The organism is Streptomyces sp. NPDC042201, from assembly GCF_055582185.1.
Map to the genome: position 1 here is coordinate 21,140 of NZ_JBVJDS010000018.1, position 24,483 is coordinate 45,622.

A 24,483-nucleotide genomic window follows, 5' to 3' on the forward strand; every position below is an offset into this window, starting at 1 on the left:
GGGTCTATCACGCTCCCTACCCTAGGAAGTCGACACCGGCAGGAAGAGGTGATAGCACGTGGCTCCGTTGCGTACGCCGACCGTTCAGGACCACGTGGCCCTCGCCGAGATCGAGTGGTGCGGCGAGTTGATGATCGCGGCGTCGGCCGCGGACGGGGAACGGCTCAGTCCGGCCCGTATCGACGAGGTGCTGAACGTCACGGTCGAGCGTCCCGTCCCGCCCCGGCCTCCCCGTCAGACCGAGTGCCGCCGCGAGTGTCCGCCGGACAGGGCCTGAGGGGCGCGGTCCCGCCGCGCCCCGGCCGTCCGTCGGCGCGGCACCCGCTTTCCCGGGGCCGTCAGGTGCGGAGCAGACGGGCAATCGCCTTGGTCGCTTCCTCCACCTTCGCGTCGATTTCCTCCCCGCCCTTCACCGCGGCGTCGGCCACGCAGTGCCGCAGGTGCTCCTCCAGGAGCTGGAGTGCGAAGGACTGCAGGGCCTTCGTCGAGGCGGAGACCTGCGTGAGTATGTCGATGCAGTAGACGTCCTCGTCGACCAGCCGCTGCAGGCCCCGGATCTGGCCCTCGATCCGGCGCAGCCTCTTGAGGTGCTCGTCCTTCTGCTTGTGGTAGCCGTGCACCCCGCGGTCGTGATCGGTGGTGACGGAGGGCGCGTCGCTCGTCGCCGCGCCGGCCGCCTCGGTGGTCGTCATCGCGTCCTCCCGTTGTGCTGTCCGAAAGAGGGCTATATACCCCTCATGGGTATATGATACCTGTCTGTGAGCCTTGGGGCAGGGCCCTGTGCATATCACCATGTCGCATGGGCGACACTGGGAACTTGCCGGTTAGTCGTGGCCGGATGATGCGCCTAGCATCAGCCTGACCGAATCCCATGTAACCCGAGGAACCCACGTGCGATTTCGTCTGACCCCCAGGGAGACGAGCTTCTACGACATGTTCGCCGCGTCCGCGGACAACATCGTCACGGGCTCCAAGCTCCTCATGGAACTCCTCGGGGCGGATTCCTCCGCCAGGGCCGAGATCGCGGAGCGGATGCGGGCAGCCGAGCACGCGGGCGACGACGCCACCCACGCGATCTTCCACCAGCTCAACTCCTCCTTCATCACGCCGTTCGACCGCGAGGACATCTACAACCTCGCGTCCCAGCTCGACGACATCATGGACTTCATGGAGGAGGCCGTCGACCTTGTCGTTCTGTACAACGTCGAGGAGCTGCCCAAGGGAGTCGAGCAGCAGATCGAGGTCCTGGCCAGGGCGGCCGAGCTGACCGCCGAGGCCATGCCGCACCTGCGGACGATGAACAACCTCACCGAGTACTGGATCGAGGTCAACCGGCTCGAGAACCAGGCCGACCAGATCCACCGCAAGCTGCTGGCCCATCTCTTCAACGGCAAGTACGACGCGATGGAGGTGCTCAAGCTCAAGCAGATCGTGGATGTGCTTGAAGAGGCCGCCGACGCGTTCGAGCACGTCGCGAATACGGTGGAGACCATCGCGGTCAAGGAGTCCTGAACCTCGTGGACACCTTCGCACTGATCGTGACCATCGGTGTCGCGCTCGGCTTCACGTATACCAACGGCTTTCACGACTCCGCGAACGCCATCGCGACCTCGGTGTCCACGCGGGCACTGACCCCCCGCGCCGCCCTCGCCATGGCGGCGGTGATGAACCTCGCGGGCGCGTTCCTCGGCCAGGGGGTCGCCAAGACCGTCAGTGAGGGTCTGATCGCCACCCCGCACGGGGCGAGGGGGATGGGCATCCTCTTCGCCGCGCTGGTCGGCGCGATCGTCTGGAATCTGGTCACCTGGTACTTCGGACTTCCGTCCTCGTCCTCCCACGCGCTGTTCGGCGGCATGGTGGGCGCGGCGCTGGCCGGCGGCACCGAGGTGATCTGGTCCGGAGTGCTGGACAAGGTCGTCATCCCGATGTTCATCTCGCCGCTCGTCGGCCTGCTGGTCGGCTATCTGGTGATGGTCGCGATCATGTGGATGTTCCGTAAGGCCAACCCGCACAAGGCCAAGCGCGGCTTCCGGATAGCCCAGACCGTCTCGGCGGCGGGCATGGCCCTCGGGCACGGTCTGCAGGACGCGCAGAAGACGATGGGCATCGTGGTGATGGCCCTCGTCATCGCCGATGTGGAGGACTCCGGCGACGCGATCCCGGTCTGGGTGAAGATCGTCTGCGCGCTGATGCTGTCCCTCGGTACGTACGCGGGCGGCTGGCGCATCATGCGGACGCTGGGACGGAAGATCATCGAGCTGGACCCGCCGCAGGGATTCGCGGCGGAGACGACCGGCGCGTCGATCATGTTCGGCTCGGCGTTCCTGTTCCACGCGCCGATCTCGACGACGCATGTCATCACCTCGGCGATCATGGGCGCCGGGGCGACGAAGCGGGTCAACGCGGTGCGGTGGGGCGTGGCGAAGAACATCATTCTCGGCTGGTTCATCACGATGCCGGCCGCCGCGCTGGTGGCCGCGGTGAGCTTCTGGATCGTCAACCTGGCCTTCGGCTGACCGCGCCCACGACCACGACGCGTGACTGCGACCACGACCGCGTGACCTTTTGACCGGCCGGGAAACGCAATGGGGCCCGCCCCCCTGAGAGAGGGGGCGGGCCCTTCGCCTTGCGGTGGCACCGCCATGCAGCACCGCAGGACGGCTTTCGCCCTATCCGAAGCGGCCCGAGATGTAGTCCTCGGTCGCCTGCACGGACGGGTTGGAGAAGATCCGCTCGGTCTCGTCTATTTCGACGAGCTTCCCGGGCTGACCGACGGCGGAGAGGTTGAAGAAGGCCGTACGGTCCGAGACACGCGCCGCCTGCTGCATGTTGTGCGTCACGATCACGATCGTGAAGCGCTCCTTCAGCTCCCCGATCAGGTCCTCGATGGCGAGGGTGGAGATCGGGTCGAGGGCGGAGCACGGCTCGTCCATCAGCAGCACCTCCGGCTCGACCGCGATGGCGCGGGCGATGCACAGACGCTGCTGCTGGCCGCCGGAGAGACCGGAACCGGGCTTGTTCAGGCGGTCCTTGACCTCGTTCCAGAGGTTGGCGCCCTTGAGGGACTTCTCCACGACCTCGGACAGCTCGCTCTTGCGGACCTTGCCGTTGAGCCGCAGACCCGCCGCGACATTGTCGAAGATCGACATCGTCGGGAACGGGTTCGGGCGCTGGAAGACCATGCCGACCGTACGGCGCACGGCGACCGGGTCGACATGCGCGCCGTACAGATTCTCGTCGTCCAGGAGCACCTTGCCCTCGACCCGGCCGCCGGGGGTGACCTCGTGCATCCGGTTCAGCGTGCGCAGGAAGGTGGACTTGCCGCAGCCGGACGGGCCGATGAAGGCCGTCACGGAGCGGGGCTCCACGGTCATCGAGATGTCGTCGATCGCCCGGTGGGAGCCGTAGTAGGCGGAGAGTCCGCTGACGTCGATTCGCTTGGCCATGTCAATCACTGCTTCTTTCGTGGCCCCGCGCGGCGGAGCCGGATATCGAGGCCTCAGCGGCCGGTCTTCGGGGCCTTCCAGCGGGCGATGCCGCGCGCCACCAGATTGAGGATCATGACGAACGCGATCAGCACCAGGGCCGCGGCCCAGGCACGGTCGATGGAAGCGACCTCGCCGGCCTTGTACTGCTCGTAGATGTAGAAGGGGAGCGAGGACTGCGCACCCTCGAAGGGGTTGGTGTTGATCAGCTGGCTGCCGAAGACGAGCAGGATGATCGGCGCGGTCTCACCGGCGATACGCGCGATGGCGAGCATCACACCGGTGGTGATACCGCCGATCGCGGTCGGCAGGACCACCTTCAGAATCATCCGCCACTTCGGCACGCCGAGGGCGAGCGCCGCCTCACGCAGCTCGTTCGGGACGAGCTTGAGCATCTCCTCGGTGGAGCGGACCACGACCGGCATCATCAGGATCGTGAGGGCGAGCGAGCCCAGCAGGCCGGACGGCTCGATCTTGAACATCAGCACGATCGACAGGATGAACAGACCTGCGACGATGGACGGGATGCCGGTCATGACGTCCACGAAGAACGTCACCGCCTTGGCCAGCGCGCCCTTGCCGTACTCGACGAGGTAGACGGCCGTCAGCAGACCGATCGGCGTGGAGATCACGGTGGCGATGCCGACCTGCTCCAGCGTGCCGATCAGCGCGTGGTAGACACCGCCGCCCTGCTCCGCGCTGGGGATACCGGCCATGGAGTGGGTCAGGAAGTACGGGTCGAGCGCCTTCACACCGCGGCTGATGGTGGTCCAGAGCAGCGAGAACAGCGGGATCACGGCGAGGACGAAGCACACCCAGACGATGCTGGTGGCGAGGCGGTCCTTGGCCTGGCGCTTGTTCTCGACCACCGAGGTGGTGACGTACGAGACGGCGAGGAAGGCGAGGACGGCGATCAGGCCCCACTGGACCTTGCTGTCGAGGCCGGCGGCGGCTCCGATGCCCACGCCGAGCAGGATGCCGACGAGGGCGAAGCCGGCCGGCGCCCAGCGAGGGAGACCGCGGTGGCTGAGGCTCTTCTGTTCGCCCACGGGCGGCAGCGGGGCCTGCGTGTGCTGTACGGCTGTGTGGCTCATGCGTTGGCCCCCGAGTACTCCTTGCGGCGCGCGATGATCAGCCGGGCCGCACCGTTCACCAGCAGAGTCAGGACGAAGAGCACCAGGCCGGAGGCGATCAGGGCGTCACGCCCGAGCGGATTGGCCTCGCCGAACTTCGCCGCGATGTTCTGGGCGAACGTGCCGCCGCCCGGGTCGAGCAGATGGAGCGACATCAGATAGCTGGGAGACAGAACCGTGGCGACGGCCATCGTCTCGCCGAGCGCCCGGCCGAGTCCCAGCATCGAGGCCGAGATGACACCGGAGCGTCCGAACGGCAGGACGGAGAGCCGGATGACCTCCCAGCGCGTGGCGCCCAGGGCGAGGGCCGCCTCTTCGTTCATCCGCGGAACCTGGAGGAAGACCTCCCGGCTGACGCTGGTCACGATCGGCAGGATCATGATCGCCAGCAGGATCCCGACGGTCAGCATGTTGCGGGCGACGCCGGGCTGGGTCTGGTCGAAGAGGTATGTCCACGCGAAGTACTGGTCGAGCCAGAGATTGAGGCCCGCGAGGTACGGCACGAGCACGATGGCGCCCCAGATGCCGTAGATGATGCTCGGCACGGCGGCCAGCAGATCCACGACGTACGCGAGGGGCGCGGCCAGGCGGCGCGGCGCGTAGTGCGAGATGAAGAGCGCGATGCCGACGGCGATCGGGACGGCGATGACCATCGCGACGATCGAGCTGACGATCGTACCGACGAGCAGGACCGCGATGCCGAAAACCGGCGGGGTGGCGGAGGCGTCCCAGTCGAAGGTGGTGAGGAAGTTGCCCTCGTCCTTGGAGATGGCGATGGCGGCGCGGTAGGTGAGGAACCCCGCGATCGACGCCATGACGACGAGCAGCAGAATGCCCGAGCCCCGCGAGAGGCCCGAGAAGATCGTGTCGCCCGCGCGGCCCGTGGAGGTTCCCGACCTGGGGCTGAGCGACGGGGCGGGCGGTGTGTCTGTGGGTGTGGTGGAAGCCATGGTCTTTCCGGTCTGTGTGGGGGAGTGAGGGCTCCCCTGGCGGCGGTGCACCGGATGGGTGGACGGCCCGCCGGCCCGGAGGGGTGCACCGGGCCGGCCTGCCGTCACCTGCTGAGCTGAGGGACTACGAGAGGGAGGCGACCGTCTCGCGGACCTTGGCGTTGATCTCGGCCGGGATCGGCGCGTAACCGGCGTCGGAGAGCAGCTTCTGGCCCTCGTCGCTGGCGGTGTAGGTCAGGAAGGACTTGACCGTGGCCAGCGTCTCGGGCTTGTTGCCCTTGTCGCAGGCGATCTCGTACGTCACGAGGACGATCGGGTAGGCGCCGTCGGCCTTGGTGGCGTAGTCCAGGTCGAGGGCCAGGTCGCTGCCGGTGCCCTTGATCTTGGCGGCGGCGATGGCCTTGGAGGCGTTCTCGGACGACGCCTCGACCGGGGCGCTGGCGCCCGTGTCGACGGAGACCGTCGAGATCTGCTGCGAGGTGGCGTAGGACAGCTCGAAGTAACCGATCGCGCCGTCGACCTGCTTCACCTGCGTGGCGACACCGGAGGAGCCGGACGCCGACTGGCCGCCGGGGGCGGGCCACTTCTTCTCGGCCTCGTACTTCCAGTCGGAAGCGGCGGTGGCGGCGAGGTACTTGCCGAGGTTCTGCGTGGTGCCGGAGTCCTCGGAGCGGTGGAAGGCCTGGATGGGCTTCTTCGGGAGCTTGGCGTCGGGGTTCAGCTTCGCGATGGCCGCGTCGTCCCAGCTCTTGATCTTGCTGTCGAAGATCTTGGCGAGCGTGGGGGCGTCCAGGACGAGGCTGTCCACACCCTCCAGGTGGTAACCGATCGCGATCGGTCCGCCGACCATCGGCAGGTTGATGCCCTGGCCGCCCGAGCAGATCTTCTTCGACTCGGCGACCTCTTCGGGCTTGAGCGCCGAGTCGGAGCCGGCGAAGCCGACGGTGCCCTGGTTGAAGTTGGCGATGCCCTCACCGGAGGAGGAGCTGTTGTAGTTGACCTCGACGCCAGTACAGGAGGCCATGTAGTTCTTGACCCAGAGGTCCATGGCGTTCTTCTGCGCGCTGGAGCCGGACGCGAGCAGCTGGCCCTTGGCGTCCTTGCACACCGCGCTGGAGGCGGCGGTGGCCTTCGTACCCGTGTCGCCGGAGTCGCCGGCGTTGTTGTCCGAACCGCACGCCGTGAGAACCAGGGCGCCGGAGACGGCGAGGGCACCGAGCGCTGTGGCGCGCAGCCCGTTCTTGCGCTGAAGCTTCACTTCGGGTGTTTCCTTCCAAGAGCCGCCGGTCCGAGAAGTCTTACGGCGGCGTGCGTCGGGGTGGCTGGTGCGGCACTGTGCCGGTCACCGTGTAAGGCCGAAATTAGGCAGATCAGGTGAAGCCGCCGACGGAGGGGGGTGAACGGAAGGTGAACCTCGCCGGACAGCTGGGTGCGGGGGCGCCTCCGGCGGGGTGCGGGTGGTGAAAGGGGCGTGCGGGACGGGGGTGCGGGCGGCTGATCAGTACGGGCTGTCGCCAGGACGCTACGTTGCGTGCGCTTCGTTGCGTGCGGCGTCGGGCCGCTACGTCGCGTGCGGTGTCGGGCTGTCGCCGGGCCGCTACGTCGCGTGCGGTGCCCGGGTTGTCGCCGGGGCCGCTACGTCGCGTGCAGCGCGTTGAGCAGGGCGTCCACCAGGAGGCGGTCGCGGGGCTGCGTGAGGCGGTCGCGGGCCGCCGGCGGGGCGAGCCACGCTATGCGGTCGACCTCGTCGTTCGGGGTGAAGGCGCCGTCCGTCGCCTCGGCCGCCCAGTAGCTGACCTCTTTGGGGCGGCCCTGGGCCAGATAGCGGACCGTGCCGAGCCGGGCCCCGGGCGCGCAGTGGTGCCCCGTCTCCTCCAGCACCTCGCGCAGGGCCCCCGCCAACGCGTCCTCCGCGCGCTTGAGCTTGCCCTTCGGGTGGGACCAGTCGTCGTACTTGGGACGGTGGACCAGGGCCAGTTCGATCCCGTCGCCGGACGCCGAGCGGCGCCAGAGCACACAGCCCGCCGCGAGCACCACGTCCGTCCGGCCGCCCCCGCGCATGGACCGGCTCCCGTTCCCCGTCACGGCGCGGTCGCCGCCGCCCGCTGCCACACCTGCTGGAAGGCGAAGCGCGCCGCCTCCACCTCATGACGCTGGTCGGCGTGCAGCACCCCCAGCGCGTACGCCGTCGTCGGCGCGATCCGCGGTGTACGGGCCGCGTTCGCCGCGGCCGCGGCCGCCTCGGCCGCGTCGCGGTGCCGGTCCAGGGCCTGGCCCGCGGCCATCAGCACCGGATCGGGGGCGCCGCCCGCGCACCACACCTCTTGCGCGTACCGGTGCAGCCGCAGCAGCTGGCGCACGTGGTGCCAGGGGGCGTCCTGCGCCTCGCCGTCCGACGCGGTGGCCAGCCCGTGGACCAGCGCCTCCGCGTTGTACGGATGCGCGGCGCGCGCCAGCGGCAGCCCGGCCACCGCGTCCAGCAGCTGCCGCTCGGTGCTGTCGCCGGGACCGGCCAGCACCTCGATGGCGGGGGCGGCCGCGACCGGCGCCAGGGGCACTTCGGACGCCAATACGGCCACGGCGTCCGCCACCGCGTGGAAGCGGGACGAGCCGAGCGCCTGGAGCGCGGCGGAGTGCGCGCGGGTCCTGGCGAGCGTCAGCTGCCGCTCCAGCAGGGCGCCGGCGCGGGACGCCCCGACGGTGAGCGTGCCGGGCGGCTGACCGCCGGACCCCGCTTCCGCGCGCGCCGAGACGGAGCCGGGGGGCGGCCCGGAGAGCCGCGCCAGCGCCCCGACGAGCCGGTGCAGCCGGGCCGTACAGGCCTGCTCCTGGGCCAGGGTGCCGGAGAGCCAGCCCAGTTCCGTACGGAGCTGATCGGCCCAGACCGGGTCGAGCAGCGGCCGGAACGTATGCAGGCCGCCGCCGATCCTGCGGGCCGCGCCGCGCAGCGAACGGGCCGCCGCCTCGGCCGCCGCGGTGTCCGAGCCGCTCTCGCCGTACAGCCGCAGGCCGCGCAGGAAATCACCGGCGCGGGAGTGCAGATACCCGGCCAGGACCTCGCCTGCCATAAGCCTTTCGGTGTCCACTTCATGGTGCTGCACGCCGGCGCCTCCGGGCGTCTATGAGCATTTCCTGTACATGCCGCAGCGGCTGGCCCTCCGCATCCGTGGCGTGCCGGGTCCAGTTGCCGTCCGCGCCCAGGTGCCAGGAGGACGTTTTGTCGGACATCCCGACCTCGAGCAGCCGGGTGATGGCCGCGCGGTGAGCCGGGTCGGTGAGCCGTACCAGCGCTTCGATACGGCGGTCGAGATTGCGGTGCATCATGTCGGCACTGCCGAGCCAGACCTCGGGCTCGCCGCCGTTGCCGAAGGCGAAGACCCGGGAGTGTTCCAGGAAGCGCCCCAGGATGGAGCGCACCCGGATGTTCTCGGAGAGGCCGGCGACCCCGGGGCGTACGGCACAGATGCCGCGCACCCAGATGTCCACCGGCACACCGGCCTGGGCGGCCCGGTAGCAGGCGTCGATGATCGCTTCGTCGACCATCGAGTTGACCTTGATACGGACATAGGCGGGACGCCCGGCGCGGTGGTGCGCGGCTTCCTTGTTGATACGGGAGACGAGCCCGTCGCGCAGGGACTTCGGCGCGACCAGCAGCCGGCGGTAGGTCTCCCGGCGCGAGTAGCCGGACAGCCGGTTGAAGAGGTCCGAGAGGTCCGCGCCGACCTGCGGGTCCGCGGTGAGCAGACCGAGGTCCTCGTACAGCCGCGCCGTCTTCGGGTGGTAGTTGCCGGTGCCGACATGGCTGTAGCGGCGCAGGTTCTCGCCCTCCTGCCGGACCACCAGGGAGAGCTTGCAGTGCGTCTTCAGCCCGACCAGGCCGTACACCACATGGCAGCCGGCCTCTTCGAGCTTGCGCGCCCATTTGATGTTGGCCTGCTCGTCGAAGCGGGCCTTGATCTCGACCAGCACGAGGACCTGCTTGCCCGACTCGGCGGCGTCGATCAGCGCGTCCACTATCGGGGAGTCGCCGGACGTGCGGTACAGCGTCTGCTTGATGGCCAGCACGTCCGGGTCGGCCGCGGCCTGCTCCAGGAAGGCCTGCACGGACGTCGAGAACGAGTCGTACGGGTGGTGCAGCAGCACGTCACGCTCGCGCAGCGCGGCGAAGATGTCGGGCGCGGACGCGGACTCCACCTCGGCGAGATCGCGGTGCGTGCCCGCGATGAACTTGGGGAACTTCAGCTCGGGCCGGTCCAGCGCCGAGATCCCGAAGAGCGCCGTCAGATCCAGCGGCCCCGGCAGCGGATAGACCTCCGCGTCGGACACCTTCAGCTCGCGGACCAGCAGATCGAGGACGTACGGGTCGATGGACTCCTCGACCTCCAGCCGGACCGGCGGCCCGAAGCGGCGCCGCATCAGCTCCTTCTCCAGCGCCTTGAGGAGATTCTCCGCGTCGTCCTCCTCCACCTCCAGGTCCTCGTTGCGGGTGACCCGGAACATGTGGTGCGCCAGCACCTCCATCCCGGGGAACAGCTCCTCCAGGTGGGCGGCGATGACGTCCTCCAGCGGCACGTACCGCTGCGGCGATGCCTCCAGGAAGCGGGAGAGCAGCGGCGGCACCTTGACCCGCGCGAAGTGGCGGTGGCCGCTGACCGGGTTGCGGACGACGACCGCGAGGTTCAGGGAGAGGCCGGAGATGTACGGGAAGGGGTGCGCCGGGTCCACGGCGAGCGGCGTGAGGACCGGGAAGATCTGCTGGCGGAAGAGCGTGAAGAGGCGGGCCTGCTCCTTCTCGGTCAGCTCGGGCCAGCGGATGATGTGGATGCCCTCGTCGGCCAGCGCCGGGGCGACATCCTGCTGGTAGCAGGCGGCGTGCCGGGCCATGATCTCGCGCGAGCGGGTCCAGATCAGGTCGAGGACCTCGCGCGGCTGGAGGCCGGACGCGGAGCGGGTGGCGACCCCGGTCGCGATACGCCGTTTGAGGCCGGCCACCCTGACCATGAAGAACTCGTCCAGGTTGGACGCGAAGATGGCAAGGAAGTTGGCCCGTTCGAGGAGCGGGGTCGCGGGATCCTCGGCGAGCTCCAGGACCCGTTCGTTGAACGCGAGCCAGCTGCGCTCACGGTCGAGGAACCGCCCCAGGGGCAGTTCCGCGCCGTCCGGGCCGGCGTCCTCCTCGTACGCGTCGAGGTCGGCGTCGAGATCGGGCTCAAGGTCGGACCCGCCCGTGGCGACCGTGTGCGGCCGGTGGGCGGCTATGAAACCGACGGACGGCTGGGACTGCTGGACCGGGACCTCGGCGGGCTGCTTGCTCATGTCCCCATTCTTCCGCGCCGAAGGGTCGACAGGCGCGTCGGAGAGAGCAGGGGCGAGGATGATCCTGCCGTGGGTCCTGCCGTTCGGGGTGGGGGGCACAGCGGGCTGCATTCAGAGAGGGTCGCAAGGTCGTCTGAATGGCCGGTAACGGAGACATGACGTGGAGGAAAGCGGGGCGGGGCTCCCCGGGGGCGGTACGACACCCCCGGGGAGCCGGATTCGGGACGGGTGGGTCAGGCGTGGCGGCGGCGCAGGACCTGGAACGCGGCGACGGTGACGATCGCGGCCAGGGCCAGGACGATGCCGGTCTCCATGAGCTGGAGGGGCCAGAAATGGGAGGCGGGGTGGTAGTCGTAGAAGAACGCGTCTCGCGGGGGGTTCGCGCACGGAGACTTCGAGAGTCCGATGTCCCAGCATTCCCCGCGGGTCATCCGGCTGCCGTCGGCGAGGATGACACCCTGCTGCACCAAGAAGGCATCATGCGGGAACCGCACCCCGCCCGAGGCCGTGACGGTCGGCCACAGGAAGGGCCGCACCAAGGCGGACACGGCCACGACCGCACCCGTGGCGAGCAGGCCGACGGCCATCGCCACGACGGTACGGCGCACCAGCAGGCCGGCGAGCGCGCCGACGGCGACCGCCAGCAGGACATGGGCGACGGCGGTCAGGCCGAGGGCGGGGTAGCCACCGTCGTGCCAGCCCCGCGGGAAGATCCAGTCGGGCCGGACATACGACCTGGTCCAGCGGAACGTGATGACGAGGACGGCCGTGGCCACCACGGTGACAGCGGCGGACACGGCGAGCTTCGAGGCGAGCCAGCGGGCGGGCGGCACCGACTGGGTCCAGGCCAGTTTGTACGTCCCGGATTCCAGCTCCCGCGCGATCAGCGGGCCCGCGACGAACGCCGCGACGAGCAGCGGCAGCAGGACGACGGTCCCTCCGCCATAGGTCTCCGCCCAGCCGAACCAGCCGGCCGCGTTCGAATAGGCGGTGCACGCCTCGCGCCACACGCTGCCGCAGGTGCCGGTGACCTCCGTCGAATTCACCCAGACCCGAGCCGCGGCCTGGACGCCGATCGTGAGCACCAGGAGCGCCAGCCCCGCCCACAGCGCGCGCCGGTGCTGGCGTACCGCCACCCACGCCGGGCCGCGCAAGGTCAGCGCGCTCATACCGTCACCTCCGTACGGTCACGGCCCGGCAGCTCCGCGCTCGGGGTGAACAGGACCGGCGCGCCGGGGGAGCGCAGATGCGCCAGCAACAGTTCCTCCAGTGAGGGATCGGCCGCCTGCCAGGCGTCGTCCAGCGGTCCGTCGGGCCGGATCAGCGCGGTGAGCCCGCGGCCCGTCGCCCGCGACTCGACGACGGTGTGCGGTGCCAGGTCGCGTACGGGCCCGGTCACCAGGGTGTGCGCGGTGAGGATGTCCTCGATCTCACCGCCGAGCCTGACCTGTCCGCCGTCCACGAGCAGCAGATAGTCGCAGGCGTCCTCCAGCTCGGTGAGGATGTGCGAGGAGATCACCACAGTGGTGCCGTTCACCGCCGCGTCCGCCAGCAGCGTGCCCATCAGCTGATGGCGTGCCAGCGGGTCGAGGTCGGCCATCGGCTCGTCGAGCAGCAGCAGGTCCGGGCGCTTGCCCAGGGCGAGTGCGAGGGCGACGCGGGTGCGCTGCCCGCCGGAGAGCGTACGGACCCGGAGGCCGTGGTCGAGCGCGCCGCCCTCGATCACACGCTCGGCCGTCTCCGCGTCCCAGCGCCCGGGGTTCAGCTCGCGGCCCATCCGCAGCGTCTCACCGACCGTCAGCTGCGGGTGCAGGGGCTTGTCCTGCGCGACGTACGCGAGGCGTGTACGGGCCGCCGCCGGGTCGTCGGTGCCGAGGACACGTACGGAACCTTCTGTGGGCACCAGCAGCCCGGCCGCGTGGGCGAGCAGCGTGGACTTGCCGGCGCCATTGGGGCCGACGAGGGCGCACACGCGCCCCGCGGGTATCCGGAACGAACAGTCGCGCAGCGCCCAGCGCTTTCCGTCTCCCCATCTTCCGTACCGTTTGCCGAGGCCGGTCGCCTCGATCGCCGCCGCTGTCATGCGTCGTCCCCCTTGAAGCTTTCTTCGAAGCGTTCTTCGACCACGGATGTGAAAAGCGCGGCCACGTCGTCCTTGTCCAGGCCCTCGGCGCGGGCGCGGTCGGCCCAGGCGGCCAGCTCCGCCCGCAGCGCGCTGTCGGCGGAGCCGCGGCCGAGGGTGCCCCGGACAAAGGTGCCGAGCCCGCGCCGCCCCTCCGCCAGTCCTTCGCGCTCGAGCTCCCGGTAGGCCTTGAGCACGGTGTTGGGATTGATGGCGGTGGCCTCCACCACCTCGCGGGCCGTGGGCAGCCGGTCGCCAGGTTCCAGCAGGCCCAGGCGCAGGGCCTGTTTGGTCTGCTGGACGATCTGGAGGTAGGTGGCCACCCCGCTGCGCCGGTCGATGCGGTACTCGATCACCCGCAACCACCCTTTCACTAAGGAAGTAGTGAAAGGATGCTGCAAGGAAGGGGCGACGTCAAGATCGCCGCCCCTTACGTCACGTATCTACGGACTTGCCGACCGGTCGACGGACGTGTCGGCCGGTCTACCGACGTGCAGGCCGGTTCAGGACTCCGTGCGGTACATGAGGTCCACCTCGTGCGTGCTGAAGCCCAGCCGTTCGTACACCGTCACCGCGGCCGTGTTGTCGGCGTCGACATAGAGCATCGCGGTCGGCAGCCCCTGGGATGCCAGATGGCGCAGCCCGATCGCGGTGAGCGCCTTGCCGAGACCGCCGCCCTGCGCGTCGGGGCTGATGCCGACGACGTACACCTCACCGAGCTGCTCCTCGGCGTGCACCTTGGTCCAGTGGAAGCCGATCAGCTCACCGGCGCGCTCGGCCAGGAAGAACCCCTTGGGGTCGAACCACGGCTCGGCCTTGCGGTCGTCGAGGTCCCGCTGCGTCAGCGTGCCCTGCTCGGGGTGGTGGGCGAAGGCGGCGGCGTTGACGGCGAGCCAGGCGGAGTCGTCCTGACCCGGTACGAAGGTACGGACGGTGACCCCGGCCGGCAGGACCGGCTCGGCGATGGCGGCCGCCTTCAACGGACGGCGCAGCTGGCGCAGTTCACGGAAGAGCGTCAGCCCGAGCACCTGGGCCAGATGGCGGGCGGCCGACTTGCCCCCGTGCGCCCACACCCGCAGCCGCTTCCCGGACGCCCCCAGCAGCGCGGTCCCCAGCGCCCGGCCGTGACCACGGCCCCGGCGCGCGGGATCGATGACCAGCTCGGCGGCCGGCGCCTCGACGGGGTCGGTGTCCTCCAGCTGCCCGTACCCGACGAGTTCACCGTCGACGCTGAGCAGAAAGTGCCGCACGCCCTCGCGATGCCCACCGCGCAACTGGAGCCGGCCCTGCTCGGAGACGGCCTGCACCCCGTCCGAGGCATGGGCGTCCGCGAGCAGCCCGAGGACGGCCCCGGCCTGCTCAGGGGTGAGCGCGTCGAGGGTCAGGATCTGCCGGCCGGTCTCGCGGGCTGCTGCGTCAGTCATGCGTCGAGGGTACGGCGGAGGCGCGGCGAGAGCGGGATACGGACGGCGTGACGACAGCCAGGCCACCCCCAACGGCAACCAGGTTTTGACGTGCTACCTCGGCCGGAGGGCCGGGGTTTCCTGCCACGGTCGTCCGACCGTCTCGGTGGCTTCCTGCTTCATGGCGACGAACGTTGACCATCCGGCGGCATAAACGGATTTGGCGAGCCAGGTGCGTGCGAGGCCGGACGCCGCGAGGTCTTCCACGTACACCGCTTGGTTGTCGCGGATGATCTGTGTGGATGCCTTGTGATGCCAGTCCCGACGGCGGTCTGCCACGCGCGCGTGCTGCCGCGCGACCTTGATGCCGGCCTTGGCCCGGTTCTTCGATCCCTTGGCCTTCCGGCAAAAGTCGCGCTGGAGCCTCTTGAGCTTCTTCTCGGCGCGACGTAGGAATTTGCGCTTGCCTCTGGCCGAGTCGAAGAAGTTCTTGTAGGCGGAATCAAGATCGCGAAGGGACTGCTGGAGCGCCACCGCCGATACCTCGGCGAGCCATGAACGTTCCCCGGTGCGTTTTGCCTGCGTGATGTGCAGCTTGGACAGCTCACTCGATGTCACATACGGCAGCCCTGACTCATACGCCCTCTTACGGGCGAAGCTGCACAGCGCGACTGTATTACAATCGGTTACCATTTCATCACGCGCGGGAGTTTTTTGCTCTTCGTGGTCCTCGCCCCAATGCGTCGCCGCGCTTCATTTCACGGCCGAAGGTCACGAGTTCTCATGCAAAGCATTGTTAACCCGGCAGCCACTGGTGCGCTACGCGCGTTGACTCTAGGCTGCCGCTCGCAGCCTTCATCAGGCTCCGGAGTTTTCAGGACTCTCAAACCCTCCGCGCGCATGCGCACGCACCATTCACAAGGGGACCGATGTCAGCGACACCACAGAAGAACCGCGCGGCACGGCGGGTGCTCGCCACCGCCGCCGGTCTGGCCACCGTGGGCGCGCTTGTCGCCGCGATGCCGGCCGCTGCCCATGGCTCCGGCTATGGACACGGCAAGGACCGCGGTCACGGCCAGCACAAGCCGAGCACCGTGGACGTACAGCTGCTTTCCTTCAACGACCTGCACGGAAACCTGGAGCCGCCGGCCGGTTCGGCCGGGAACGTCAACGAGACGCAGGCCGACGGTACGGTCAAGGCGATTCCCGCCGGTGGTGTCGAGTACCTGGCGACCTCGCTGCGCACCGCGCGCAAGGGCAACCCGTACTCCATCACGGCGGCCGGCGGTGACATGGTGGGCGCGAGCCCGCTGCTGTCCGGCCTCTTCCACGACGAGCCCACCATCGAGGCGCTCAACAAGATCGACCTCGATGTGACAGCCGTCGGCAACCACGAGTTCGACGAGGGCGCGGTCGAGCTGGCCCGTCTCCAGAACGGTGGCTGCCACCCGACGGCGGGCTGCTTCGAGAAGGGGAAGAAGTTCAAGGGCGCGGACTTCCCCTACCTCGCCGCCAACGTGACGTCGGAGAAGACCGGCAAGCCGATACTCAAGCCGTACACGATCTGGAAGAAGAACGGCGTCAAGGTCGGCTTCATCGGCGTGACCCTGGAGGGCACCCCGAACATCGTGACCGCCGAGGGCGTCAAGGGACTCAAGTTCCACGACGAGATCGAGACGGTCAACAAGTACGCCAAGGAACTGGACCGGCAGGGCGTCAAGTCGATCGTCGCGCTGATCCACGAGGGCGGGCTGCCGGCCTCCTCCTCGTACAACTACGACTGTGACAGCCCGGCGCCCGGCGGCGGCATCTCCGGTCCGATCGTCGACATCGCCAAGGGCATCTCGCCGAAGGTCGACGCGCTGGTCACGGGCCACACGCACAACGCGTACGCCTGCACGATCGCGGACCCGGCCGGCAACCCGCGTCTGGTCACGTCGGCGTCGTCGTTCGGCAAGCTGTACACGGACACCACGCTCACCTACGACCGCCGTACCAACGACATCGTGCGGACGAGCGTCAAGTCGGCGAACCACGTCGTCCGACGTGACCAGCCCAAGGCGCAGGACATGACCGACCTGATCGCGCGCTGGAACAAGATGGCCGCGCCGATCGCCAACACCCCGCAGGGCTTCATCTCCGCGGACATCAACGGCCGGGGCGCGACGACCCCGGAGTCCCCGCTCGGCGATCTGATCGCCGACGCCCAGCTCGCGGGCACCACGGCGGCCGACAAGGGCGGCGCGCAGCTCGCCTTCATGAACCCGGGCGGCATCAGGTCCGACCTGGTCTACGCGGCGTCCGGCAGTGAGGGCGCCGGTGTGGTGACCTACGGCGAGGCCTTCACGGTCCAGCCGTTCACCAACATGATGAACGTGCTCGACCTGACGGGTGCTCAGATCGTCACGGCGCTGCAGCAGCAGGTCAGCGGATCCAACGAGGCCTCCCCGAAGATCCTTCAGGTCTCGAAGGGCTTCACCTACACCCTGGACATGACCAAGACGGGCGCGGCCCGGGTGGTCACGGACTCGGTGCGGCTGAACGGTGAGGCGCTCGACCCGGCGAAGACGTACCGGGTCGCGATGAACGAGTTCCTCGGCGGCGGCGGCGACGGCTTCGCGGTGCTCGGCCAGGGCAAGAACAAGCTCGTGGGCCCGTCCGACCTGGACCTGTTCAACGCGTACCTGGCGGCGAACTCCACGGCGCAGGCTCCGCTGGCCCCGCCGGCCGCGAACCGGATCACGATCATCAAGTAGGGCGGGTGGGCCGTAAGGCCCGGCCGGTCAGGCGAAGGAGGGCGGTGGGCGTCGAGCCCACCGCCCTTTCGCATGCCCGCTGCCCCCTCGCTGCCCGCTGCCCGGCGCCCCTGGGCAGCCTTCCGCGTGTGATGTGTACGGGTCATAATCCTGGGGCTGATCCAGTTGACCCCCCACGGCCACGGAGGCACCCCCCACATGAGTCCGCACCCCGGCACGCACTCCGGCACACATCCCGGCACACACTCCGCAACGCGCCGCGGCTTTCTCGCCGGCGCCCTCGCACTCTCCGGCGCCGCGCTCATCGGCGCGGCGCCGCCCGCCTCCGCCGCGCCCCGCCGTGCGCTCGCCCCGCAGGACTGGATGGGCGGCTTCGCCGACACCACGCCCGTGCAGCGGCTGACCATCCCCGGTACGCACAACTCCGGCGCGCGGGTCGGCGGGCTCTGGGTGGCTTGCCAGGAGACCAGCATCGCCGACCAGTTGAACAGCGGCATCCGCTTCCTGGACGTCCGCTGCCGGGCGTTCGAGAACGCGTTCACCATCCACCACGCCGCGTACTACCAGAACCTCAACTTCGACGATGTGCTGCGCCCCTGCCGGGACTTCCTCCAGGCGCACCCCTCCGAGACCGTGCTGATGCGGGTCAAGCAGGAGTACTCCGAGGAGAACGACGCCGAGTTCCGGCGGATCTTCGATACCTACCTCGACGGCAAGGGCTGGCGCTCCCTCTTCCGGCTCGACGCCGGCCTGCCCACCCTCGGAGAGGCGCGCGGGCGGGTCGTGCTGCTCGCGGACAACGGGGGACTGCCCGGGGTGCGGTACGGGGACGCGGGGCTGTTCGACATCCAGGACGACTACCAGGCGGAGCCCGGCGCCAAGTACCCCAAGATCGAAGCCCACTTCCGCAAGGCCGCCCAGCAGCCCGGCAAGATGTACATCAACTACGTCAGTACGGCCGCGCTGCTGCCGCCCCGCTGGAACTCCGACCAGCTCAACCCGAAGGTGCACACCTTCCTCGACGGGCCGGAGGCGAGCGGCTGGCGCGGGCTGGGGATCGTACCGCTGGACTTCCCCGCCACCCGGGCCGGACTGGTCGAGTCGCTGATCCGCCACAACGGCTGACGGGGGCAGGGGCGGCGGAAGGGACACCCCCCGTCGCCCCTGCGCTCCGGACCACGGGACTTCGGAATGACTCGCCTAGCTCAGGGAGCCTCCGGCGGCGGGGTCGGTGCCCCCGGGATACGGATCGCCGCCACCGTGCCCCCGCCGGCGGCCGGGCGCAGCGCGATCTCGCCGCCCGTCTGCTGGACGGTGCGGGCCACGATCGAAAGACCGAGACCGGAGCCCGGCAGCGCGCGGGCCGACGGCGAGCGCCAGAACCGTTCGAAGACATGCGGCAGATCCTCGGCCGGGATACCCGGGCCGTGGTCGCGTACGGTCAGCTCGCCGTGCTCGCTCAGCGCGACCTCCACGGACCCGCCGGGCGGGCTGAACTTCACGGCGTTGTCGAGGACGTTGACCAGCGCGCGTTCGAGGGCGGCCGGCTCGGCCCGTACGTACCAGGGGCGCAGCGCCGCCGTGATGCCGAGATCGGGGCCGCGCAGTCTGGCCCGCTCCAGCGCGCTGTCCACGATGGCGTGGAGCGCGACGACCTGGAGGGGCCCCGGGTCGGTGGCGTCCGGGCGGGACAGTTCCTGGAGGTCCCCGATGAGCGAGGCCAGTTCGGTCATCTGCGCCTTGACGGAGGCCATGAGCGCCCTGCGGTCGTCGGGCGGGATGGCCCGGCCCGTCTCCTCGCTGCGCGCGAGCAGTTCGACGTTCGTACGGAGCGAGGTGAGCGGGGTCCGCAGCTCGTGCCCGGCGTCGGCGATCAGCTGCGACTGCCGGTCCCGGGAGGAGGCGAGCGCGGCGGTCATGGAGTTGAAGGAGCGGGACAGCCGGGCGATCTCGTCCTCGCCCTCGACGGGGATACGGACGGTGAGGTCCTCGGTCCGTGCGACATGCTCGACCGCGAGGGTCAGTCCGTCGACGGGCCGCAGCCCCGCCCTGGCGACCCAGAGCCCGGCCGCGCCCGCCCCGACGACGCCGAGGCCCGCGACGGCGGTGAGCAGCAGGGCGAGCCGGTTCAGGGAGGCGTCGATCTCGGCGAGCGGACGCGATACGGAGACGGCGGCCTGGGCGCCGGGACCGACGAAAACACGTTCGGTGTGGACGCGGACCGCGGCACCTTTCTCGGTGGTGCTGTTGTGCAGGGACTCGTCGATGACGTGCCGGGCGACCGAGATGTCCTGTGCCTGGACCTTCACGGGCTCCGAGTAGGGGAAGACGCAGCGGTTGCCGTTGGTGTCGACCACCTGGATGAAGAGGTACGCGGTGGTGGTCGTCGTCTCGGGGTTGCTGCCCGTGGCGCAGTTGCGCAGCGCCGCCTGCACCTCGGCGCCCAGGACGGACGTGTTCTGAAGTGAGTTGTCCAGCTCGCTCCGGAGCTGGGCACGGGTCAGCAGCCAGCAGGTGACGGCCGCCGCGGCGACGGCGACCGCGACCGCCGTGGCGACCAGCAGCGCGAGCCGGGACCGGAGCGGCAGCGTACGGAAGCGGCTGACCGGACCGGTCACTCCGGGCCTCCGCTTCCGCCCGCCCCGACGCCGCTGCCGCCGCTGCCGCCCGTCCCGCCGGTCCCGCCGGTTCCCGCGTCGGAGCGCAGCGCGTACCCCACGCCCCGCACCGTGTGCACCAGCCGTGCTTCGCCGCCGCTCTCCGTCTTCCGGCGCAGATACATCACGTACACATCGAGGGAGTTGGAGCTCGGCTCGAAGTCGAAGCCCCAGACGGCCTTGAGGATCTGCTCCCGGGTCAGCACCTGCCGGGGGTGCGCCAGGAACATTTCGAGCAGAGTGAATTCGGTACGGGTCAGCTCCACCCGCCGGTTGCCGCGGGTGACTTCGCGGGTCGTGAGGTCCATCCGCAGATCGGCGAAGGCGAGGACGTCGTCCTCGGGCGGGTGACCGGTCGCCGTCGCGTAGGAACTGCGGCGCAGCAGCGCGCGGATCCGGGCGAAGAGTTCGTCCAGCTCGAAGGGCTTGACCAGGTAGTCGTCGGCGCCCGCGTCCAGTCCGGTGACCCGGTCGCCGACCGTGTCGCGGGCGGTCAGCATCAGGATCGGTACCTTCGATCCGCCGGCCCGGAGCCGGCGGGCCGCGGTCAGGCCGTCCATCCGCGGCATCTGGATGTCGAGGACGATCAGATCCGGGTCGTAGGCCGCGGCCTTGGTGAGGGCGTCGAGACCGTCGACGGCGACCTCTGTCCCGTATCCGTCGAAGGCGAGACTCCGCTGGAGGGCCTCGCGCACGGCGGGCTCGTCGTCGACGATCAGGATCCGCTGGGGATCGCCTTCGGCGGGACTCATGTCGCTTCTACCTCGTCAGCTCGGCGGAACGGGTGAGCCGGTGCGCCAGTGGTGCTCCGGTGCTATCAGCGTCGCACGGCCCCGGTGCGGCGGCGCGCGGCACGCGTCGGATCAGCTGTTGCTGCCGCTGTTGCCGGCGCTGTTGTTGCCGCCGGAGCGGAGAGCGGAGAGGTCCGCCTTGACGGTGTTGACCGGGATGGCGAAGCCCAGACCGACGCTGCCCGCGCTGGATCCGGCGCCGGCGGCCGCCGAACTCGGCGCGTACATCGCGGAGTTGATGCCGATGATCTCACCGTTCATATTGATCAGCGCGCCACCGGAGTTGCCCGGGTTGAGCGAGGCGTCGGTCTGGAGCGCCTTGTACGTGGTCTTCGAGGACCCGGTGTCGCCGTTGAACTGCTGCCCGCCGAACTCGAACGGCCAGCCACCCTGGCCCTGCTGCTGTTGCTGCTGCTGTCCCTGGTCCTGGTCCTTGGCCACGGTGACATCCCGGTCGAGGGCCGAGATGATGCCGCTGGTGACAGTGCCGGTCAGGCCCTCGGGCGAGCCGATCGCCACGACCTGGTCGCCGACCCTCACCTGGTCGGAGTTGCCGAGCGTGGCCGTCTTGAGGCCGCTCGCGCCCTCCAGCTTGATCAGCGCGAGGTCCTTGTCCGCGTCGGTGCCAACAACCTGCGCGGTGTAGGTCTTGCCGGTGCTGAGCTGGACCTTTATCGACGAGGCCCCGGCGATCACATGGTTGTTGGTGACGATCTCGCCGTCGGAAGTGATGATCACGCCGGAGCCGGTGGACTCGCCGGCGTTGGCGGTCGCGTTGATCTCCACGATGGCGGGGGAGAGGGCCGCGGCGACACCGGCGACGGTGCCCTTGCTGCTCTGCGAGACGGTCGTCCCGCTGACGACGGCGCCACCACTGCTCGTACCGTTGTCGGCGTACTGCCCGACCAGCACGGCCGACCCGCCACCGATGACCGCGGCGGCGAGGGCCACGGCGGCCAGCAGCGCCACCGGCCGCTTGGCGCGACGGTGCGAGGTGGCCGGCGCCGCGGGAATGCTGGGACCGTACGGGGGCGGCGGCGGGTACGCCGAGCCCTGGAACCCCTGGGTGGGGTGCTGCTGCGTGCTGTCTGCGTCGCCGCTGCCGCGGTAGTAGTCGGTCATGGAAACGACTGTCGGCGCCGCGCATGAGAACAGCCTGAGGACGCCCTGAGAAGGGCAACAAAACCGCGTATGCCCCATATAAAGACGAGACCAGACCAGATAAAGACCAGACCAGCAGCACAGGAGGACGTCATGAGCGCCGGCGAATGGGTCAGCACTTCGATGCCGTATCTGACACCGCGCGGTGAGGGCCAACCCGACGCGTGGGGACAGGAGCTGGCCGATCGAGGGCGGCGGGGCGGGCAGCGAATCGTCGGCGCGGGCGAGATGGCGGCGTCGGACGAGGTGGCGGCACTGTTGGAGCTCGCCCCGGGCGAGGCGGTCGTGGTGCGGAGGCGGGTGATGTTCCTGGAGGACCTGCCCTGTGAGCTGACGGACACGTACTACCCCACGTCCATCGCGCGCGGCACGCGTCTCGCCGGGACGGCGAAGATCCCCGGCGGAGCCGTCACGCTCCTCGCCGAGCTGGGGTACGTCGGTGTACGCGTCCGGGAGGAGGTGTCCGCCCGGACGCCCGGCGAGGAAGAGCGCGAAGCCCTGCGCATCGAGCCCGGCGAGCCGGTGCTTCGCCTGACCCGCGTCACTCTCGACCTGGAGGACCGGCCCATCCAGCTCGACAAGATGACCATGCCCGCACACCGGCAGCGGCTGCGCTACGAGATGAGGATCGGATGACGATCGTGCCCCGGCCCACGAAGACCGGCCGGACAGGACCTATTCGCAGCCGCACGACCTGCGCACGATCAGTGCGGACGGGAACTGCTTCACCCGTTCCCGGCGTGAGCCCGCCACTCGCAGGCCTTCGTCCAGCACCAGGTCCACCGCCGCCCGGGCCATCGCCGGCCGGTCGGAGGAGACCGTGGTCAGCGGGGGGTCCGTGAGGCCGGCTTCCTTGACGTTGTCGAAGCCGGCCACCGCCAGCTCGCCCGGGACATCGAGCCGCAGTTCGCGCGCGGCCCGCAGTACGCCGATCGCCTGGTCGTCGGTGGAGCAGAAGATCGCCGGGGGCCTGTCGGGGCCCGCGAGCAGTTCCAGCGCGACGAGATAGGCGTCGTAGCGGTTGTACGGGGCCTGGAAGAGGCGGCCCTCCACCGACCGCCCGGACTCCAGCATTCCGCGCCGCCAGCCCTCGACGTGGTCGGACACCGGGTCGCCCACCGACGGCGTGGACTCGACTCCGCCGAGGCAGGCGACGTACGGATGGCCGTGCTCCAGCAGATGGCGGGTGGCGAGCTGGGCGCCGCCGATGTCGTCCGTGACGACAGCGACGTCGTCGATCGCCTCGGGCCGCTCGTGCAGCAGCACGACCCGGGCGTCCCAGGCCTCGATCTCGGCGGCCGCGCGCTCGCTCGGACCCTGGCTGACCAGGATCAGCCCCGAGACCCGCATGCCGAGGAAGGCCCGCAGGTAATGGACCTCGCGCTCGTCGCGGTAGTCCGAGTTGCCGACGAGGACCATTTTCCCGCGCTCGGCCGCGGCCTGTTCGACCGCGTGCGCCATCTCCGCGAAGAACGGCTGCCTGGCGTCGGGCACAACCATCCCTATGAGGTCGGTCCGCCGCGAAGCCATCGCCTGAGCGACCCGGTCGGGCCGGTAGCCCAGCTCCGTGATCGCGGCGACCACCCGCTCGCGCGTGGCCGGTGCGACCGGCCGGGGTCCATTGTTGATGACATAGCTGACAACAGCGGTCGACGTACCCGCCAGTCGTGCGACATCGTCCCGCGTCACCTTGGCCACGCGCGGCAGTCTACGCGTGGTGATCTACCGCTTGGTAGGCCGCCCGGCGGCTTCGTGTGCCGCGTCCAGTCCGGCGGCCGTCCGGTCGTCCTCCGGCTGCTCGGCATTCTCCGGCCGGGCGTCCTGCCGGGGGTCCGTACGGTGCGGCCCGGAGACGGCCTTCGCCTTGGCCTCCTCGGCGCCCCGGTCGGGCTTCTCCGGGGTGACGAAGCGGTAGCCGACGTTCCGTACGGTCCCGATCAGAGACTCGTGCTCGGGGCCGAGCTTGGCGCGCAGCCGCCGTACGTGGACGTCGACCGTCCGCGTACCGCCGAAATAGTCGTAGCCCCAGACCTCCTGGAGCAGCTGGGCCCGGGTGAAGACCCGTCCCGGGTGCTGGGCGAGGTACTTGAGCAGCTCGAATTCCTTGAAGGTCAGGTCGAGGACCCGTCCCTTGAGCTTCGCGCTGTACGTTGCCTCGTCGACCGACAGATCGCCGTTACGGATCTCCATCGGGGAGTCGTCGGTCGAGATCTGCTGGCGGCCCATCGCGAGCCGCAGCCGTGCCTCGACCTCGGCAGGACCCGCCGTGTCGAGCAGCACGTCGTCGATGCCCCAGTCCGCGGTGACGGCCGCGAGGCCGCCCTCCGTGACGACGAGGAGCAGTGGGCAGCCGGGTCCGGTGGACCGCAGCAGCTGGCAGAGCGACCGCACCTGGGGGAGGTCGCGCCGGCCGTCGATCAGAATGACGTCGGCACCAGGGGTGTCGACGAGAGCGGGCCCTTCGGCGGGGGCCACCCGCACGTTGTGGAGCAACAGCCCGAGCGCGGGAAGCACCTCCGTCGAGGGCTGGAGGGCATTGGTCAGGAGCAGCAGAGAACTCATCGCCGCTCACCTGCCTGGGTGGGGCTGTGGTCGTACACGGTTCGCTTGCCCATTACGTCGGTTCCTCCTCGGTCCCTGCGAGGACGTATGCGGCACTGCTTGCACTGCTGTACTGCGGTGATGCTTACGGGGCCCCGTCCCAGGGGT

The 24,483-nt window shown here is 69.8% G+C and carries 23 protein-coding genes and 1 pseudogene; 6 read left to right on the plus strand and 18 right to left on the minus strand.

The features are described 5' to 3' along the window. Positions 1 to 58: 58 nt before the first annotated feature. Positions 59 to 277 (plus strand): hypothetical protein, encoded by a 219-nt coding sequence (locus ACZ6MZ_RS31585; RefSeq protein ID WP_389786965.1) that lies wholly within the window; start codon positions 59 to 61, stop codon positions 275 to 277. A gap of 61 nt (positions 278 to 338) precedes the next feature. Here the strand turns inward: ACZ6MZ_RS31585 and ACZ6MZ_RS31590 are convergent, their stop codons facing one another. Then, complete coding sequence (locus tag ACZ6MZ_RS31590; RefSeq protein WP_384185127.1) at positions 339 to 692, minus strand: metal-sensitive transcriptional regulator; 354 nt, start codon at positions 690 to 692, stop codon at positions 339 to 341. A gap of 199 nt (positions 693 to 891) precedes the next feature. On the opposite strand from ACZ6MZ_RS31590, the gene ACZ6MZ_RS31595 reads away from it, so the two are divergent. Both ACZ6MZ_RS31595 and ACZ6MZ_RS31600 read left to right on the plus strand, forming a co-directional pair. Continuing rightward, positions 892 to 1,512 carry a DUF47 domain-containing protein gene (locus ACZ6MZ_RS31595; protein ID WP_384185130.1) on the plus strand — a complete coding sequence of 207 codons (621 nt, stop codon included), beginning with the start codon at positions 892 to 894 and terminating at the stop codon, positions 1,510 to 1,512. A 5-nt stretch (positions 1,513 to 1,517) separates the two neighbouring features. Beyond that, entirely contained in the window at positions 1,518 to 2,516 is a 999-nt protein-coding gene (locus ACZ6MZ_RS31600) for an inorganic phosphate transporter (RefSeq protein WP_389786968.1), read from the plus strand. 153 nt (positions 2,517 to 2,669) lie between these two features. On the opposite strand, the gene pstB is transcribed toward ACZ6MZ_RS31600, so the two are convergent. The 12 genes and pseudogenes from pstB to ACZ6MZ_RS31660 form a co-directional block, all read right to left on the minus strand. Then, positions 2,670 to 3,446, minus strand: coding sequence for a phosphate ABC transporter ATP-binding protein PstB (gene pstB, locus ACZ6MZ_RS31605; RefSeq protein WP_386878520.1), 777 nt, complete (start codon positions 3,444 to 3,446; stop codon positions 2,670 to 2,672). A 53-nt stretch (positions 3,447 to 3,499) separates the two neighbouring features. After that, a complete protein-coding gene (gene pstA, locus ACZ6MZ_RS31610) occupies positions 3,500 to 4,579 on the minus strand; it encodes a phosphate ABC transporter permease PstA (protein WP_389786970.1) in 1,080 nt (359 codons plus the stop codon). After that, positions 4,576 to 5,568, minus strand: coding sequence for a phosphate ABC transporter permease subunit PstC (gene pstC, locus ACZ6MZ_RS31615; RefSeq protein WP_469355889.1), 993 nt, complete (start codon positions 5,566 to 5,568; stop codon positions 4,576 to 4,578). The genes pstA and pstC overlap by 4 nt, the downstream gene beginning before the upstream one ends. A 124-nt stretch (positions 5,569 to 5,692) precedes the next feature. Then, positions 5,693 to 6,826, minus strand: a complete 1,134-nt coding sequence (gene pstS / locus ACZ6MZ_RS31620; protein ID WP_469355891.1) for a phosphate ABC transporter substrate-binding protein PstS — start codon at positions 6,824 to 6,826, stop codon at positions 5,693 to 5,695. Positions 6,827 to 7,203: 377 nt separating this feature from the next. Then, positions 7,204 to 7,629, minus strand: coding sequence for an NUDIX hydrolase (locus tag ACZ6MZ_RS31625; protein WP_469355893.1), 426 nt, complete (start codon positions 7,627 to 7,629; stop codon positions 7,204 to 7,206). A 20-nt stretch (positions 7,630 to 7,649) separates the two neighbouring features. Beyond that, entirely contained in the window at positions 7,650 to 8,636 is a 987-nt protein-coding gene (locus tag ACZ6MZ_RS31630) for a CHAD domain-containing protein (protein WP_389786979.1), read from the minus strand. Positions 8,637 to 8,655: 19 nt separating this feature from the next. Then, entirely contained in the window at positions 8,656 to 10,884 is a 2,229-nt protein-coding gene (locus ACZ6MZ_RS31635) for an RNA degradosome polyphosphate kinase (protein ID WP_389786982.1), read from the minus strand. A gap of 233 nt (positions 10,885 to 11,117) precedes the next feature. Continuing rightward, complete coding sequence (locus ACZ6MZ_RS31640) at positions 11,118 to 12,053, minus strand: ABC transporter permease (protein WP_469355894.1); 936 nt, start codon at positions 12,051 to 12,053, stop codon at positions 11,118 to 11,120. Continuing rightward, entirely contained in the window at positions 12,050 to 12,967 is a 918-nt protein-coding gene (locus tag ACZ6MZ_RS31645) for an ABC transporter ATP-binding protein (RefSeq protein ID WP_384185155.1), read from the minus strand. Before ACZ6MZ_RS31645 ends, ACZ6MZ_RS31640 begins: the two co-directional genes overlap by 4 nt. After that, positions 12,964 to 13,362, minus strand: a complete 399-nt coding sequence (locus ACZ6MZ_RS31650) for a GntR family transcriptional regulator (RefSeq protein ID WP_469355896.1) — start codon at positions 13,360 to 13,362, stop codon at positions 12,964 to 12,966. Before ACZ6MZ_RS31650 ends, ACZ6MZ_RS31645 begins: the two co-directional genes overlap by 4 nt. A 147-nt stretch (positions 13,363 to 13,509) precedes the next feature. Next, positions 13,510 to 14,430 (minus strand): mycothiol synthase, encoded by a 921-nt coding sequence (mshD, locus tag ACZ6MZ_RS31655; protein ID WP_389786989.1) that lies wholly within the window; start codon positions 14,428 to 14,430, stop codon positions 13,510 to 13,512. A gap of 99 nt (positions 14,431 to 14,529) precedes the next feature. Continuing rightward, positions 14,530 to 15,102: pseudogene (locus ACZ6MZ_RS31660) on the minus strand (RNA-guided endonuclease InsQ/TnpB family protein); the annotation flags it as partial. 236 nt (positions 15,103 to 15,338) lie between these two features. Here ACZ6MZ_RS31660 and ACZ6MZ_RS31665 point away from each other — a divergent pair. Together ACZ6MZ_RS31665 and ACZ6MZ_RS31670 are read left to right on the plus strand one after the other, a co-directional pair. Beyond that, positions 15,339 to 17,165, plus strand: coding sequence for a bifunctional metallophosphatase/5'-nucleotidase (locus ACZ6MZ_RS31665; RefSeq protein ID WP_389786990.1), 1,827 nt, complete (start codon positions 15,339 to 15,341; stop codon positions 17,163 to 17,165). A gap of 198 nt (positions 17,166 to 17,363) precedes the next feature. After that, positions 17,364 to 18,290, plus strand: a complete 927-nt coding sequence (locus ACZ6MZ_RS31670) for a phosphatidylinositol-specific phospholipase C (protein WP_469355898.1) — start codon at positions 17,364 to 17,366, stop codon at positions 18,288 to 18,290. A gap of 80 nt (positions 18,291 to 18,370) precedes the next feature. Here ACZ6MZ_RS31670 and ACZ6MZ_RS31675 read toward each other — a convergent pair whose 3' ends face one another. From ACZ6MZ_RS31675 to ACZ6MZ_RS31685, 3 genes are all read right to left on the minus strand, one after another. Further along, positions 18,371 to 19,783 carry a sensor histidine kinase gene (locus ACZ6MZ_RS31675; protein ID WP_469355900.1) on the minus strand — a complete coding sequence of 471 codons (1,413 nt, stop codon included), beginning with the start codon at positions 19,781 to 19,783 and terminating at the stop codon, positions 18,371 to 18,373. Continuing rightward, complete coding sequence (locus ACZ6MZ_RS31680; protein WP_469355902.1) at positions 19,780 to 20,574, minus strand: response regulator transcription factor; 795 nt, start codon at positions 20,572 to 20,574, stop codon at positions 19,780 to 19,782. Before ACZ6MZ_RS31680 ends, ACZ6MZ_RS31675 begins: the two co-directional genes overlap by 4 nt. 111 nt (positions 20,575 to 20,685) lie before the next feature. After that, positions 20,686 to 21,735 carry a S1C family serine protease gene (locus tag ACZ6MZ_RS31685; RefSeq protein ID WP_469355904.1) on the minus strand — a complete coding sequence of 350 codons (1,050 nt, stop codon included), beginning with the start codon at positions 21,733 to 21,735 and terminating at the stop codon, positions 20,686 to 20,688. 132 nt (positions 21,736 to 21,867) lie between these two features. Here ACZ6MZ_RS31685 and ACZ6MZ_RS31690 point away from each other — a divergent pair, with 132 nt between their 5' ends. Then, positions 21,868 to 22,410, plus strand: coding sequence for a GntR family transcriptional regulator (locus tag ACZ6MZ_RS31690; RefSeq protein WP_469355906.1), 543 nt, complete (start codon positions 21,868 to 21,870; stop codon positions 22,408 to 22,410). A 39-nt stretch (positions 22,411 to 22,449) separates the two neighbouring features. Here the strand turns inward: ACZ6MZ_RS31690 and ACZ6MZ_RS31695 are convergent, their stop codons facing one another. Beyond that, positions 22,450 to 23,472, minus strand: coding sequence for a LacI family DNA-binding transcriptional regulator (locus ACZ6MZ_RS31695; protein ID WP_389787004.1), 1,023 nt, complete (start codon positions 23,470 to 23,472; stop codon positions 22,450 to 22,452). A gap of 24 nt (positions 23,473 to 23,496) precedes the next feature. Then, a complete protein-coding gene (locus ACZ6MZ_RS31700) occupies positions 23,497 to 24,336 on the minus strand; it encodes a winged helix-turn-helix transcriptional regulator (protein ID WP_384336696.1) in 840 nt (279 codons plus the stop codon). Positions 24,337 to 24,483 lie beyond the last annotated feature (147 nt).

Excerpts from the sequence above, each read along its gene's own strand:
- ACZ6MZ_RS31700 (WP_384336696.1), bottom strand. The coding sequence starts at position 24,336 with ATGAGTTCTCTGCTGCTCCTGACCAATGCCCTCCAGCCCTCGACGGAG.
- ACZ6MZ_RS31630 (WP_389786979.1), bottom strand. The coding sequence starts at position 8,636 with ATGGCAGGCGAGGTCCTGGCCGGGTATCTGCACTCCCGCGCCGGTGAT.
- ACZ6MZ_RS31665 (WP_389786990.1), top strand. The coding sequence starts at position 15,339 with ATGTCAGCGACACCACAGAAGAACCGCGCGGCACGGCGGGTGCTCGCC.
- ACZ6MZ_RS31685 (WP_469355904.1), bottom strand. The coding sequence starts at position 21,735 with ATGACCGACTACTACCGCGGCAGCGGCGACGCAGACAGCACGCAGCAG.
- ACZ6MZ_RS31625 (WP_469355893.1), bottom strand. The coding sequence starts at position 7,629 with ATGCGCGGGGGCGGCCGGACGGACGTGGTGCTCGCGGCGGGCTGTGTG.
- ACZ6MZ_RS31690 (WP_469355906.1), top strand. The coding sequence starts at position 21,868 with ATGAGCGCCGGCGAATGGGTCAGCACTTCGATGCCGTATCTGACACCG.
- ACZ6MZ_RS31590 (WP_384185127.1), bottom strand. The coding sequence starts at position 692 with ATGACGACCACCGAGGCGGCCGGCGCGGCGACGAGCGACGCGCCCTCC.
- pstA (WP_389786970.1), bottom strand. The coding sequence starts at position 4,579 with ATGAGCCACACAGCCGTACAGCACACGCAGGCCCCGCTGCCGCCCGTG.
- ACZ6MZ_RS31640 (WP_469355894.1), bottom strand. The coding sequence starts at position 12,053 with ATGAGCGCGCTGACCTTGCGCGGCCCGGCGTGGGTGGCGGTACGCCAG.
- ACZ6MZ_RS31680 (WP_469355902.1), bottom strand. The coding sequence starts at position 20,574 with ATGAGTCCCGCCGAAGGCGATCCCCAGCGGATCCTGATCGTCGACGAC.
- ACZ6MZ_RS31670 (WP_469355898.1), top strand. The coding sequence starts at position 17,364 with ATGAGTCCGCACCCCGGCACGCACTCCGGCACACATCCCGGCACACAC.
- pstB (WP_386878520.1), bottom strand. The coding sequence starts at position 3,446 with ATGGCCAAGCGAATCGACGTCAGCGGACTCTCCGCCTACTACGGCTCC.
- ACZ6MZ_RS31635 (WP_389786982.1), bottom strand. The coding sequence starts at position 10,884 with ATGAGCAAGCAGCCCGCCGAGGTCCCGGTCCAGCAGTCCCAGCCGTCC.
- mshD (WP_389786989.1), bottom strand. The coding sequence starts at position 14,430 with ATGACTGACGCAGCAGCCCGCGAGACCGGCCGGCAGATCCTGACCCTC.
- pstC (WP_469355889.1), bottom strand. The coding sequence starts at position 5,568 with ATGGCTTCCACCACACCCACAGACACACCGCCCGCCCCGTCGCTCAGC.
- ACZ6MZ_RS31645 (WP_384185155.1), bottom strand. The coding sequence starts at position 12,967 with ATGACAGCGGCGGCGATCGAGGCGACCGGCCTCGGCAAACGGTACGGA.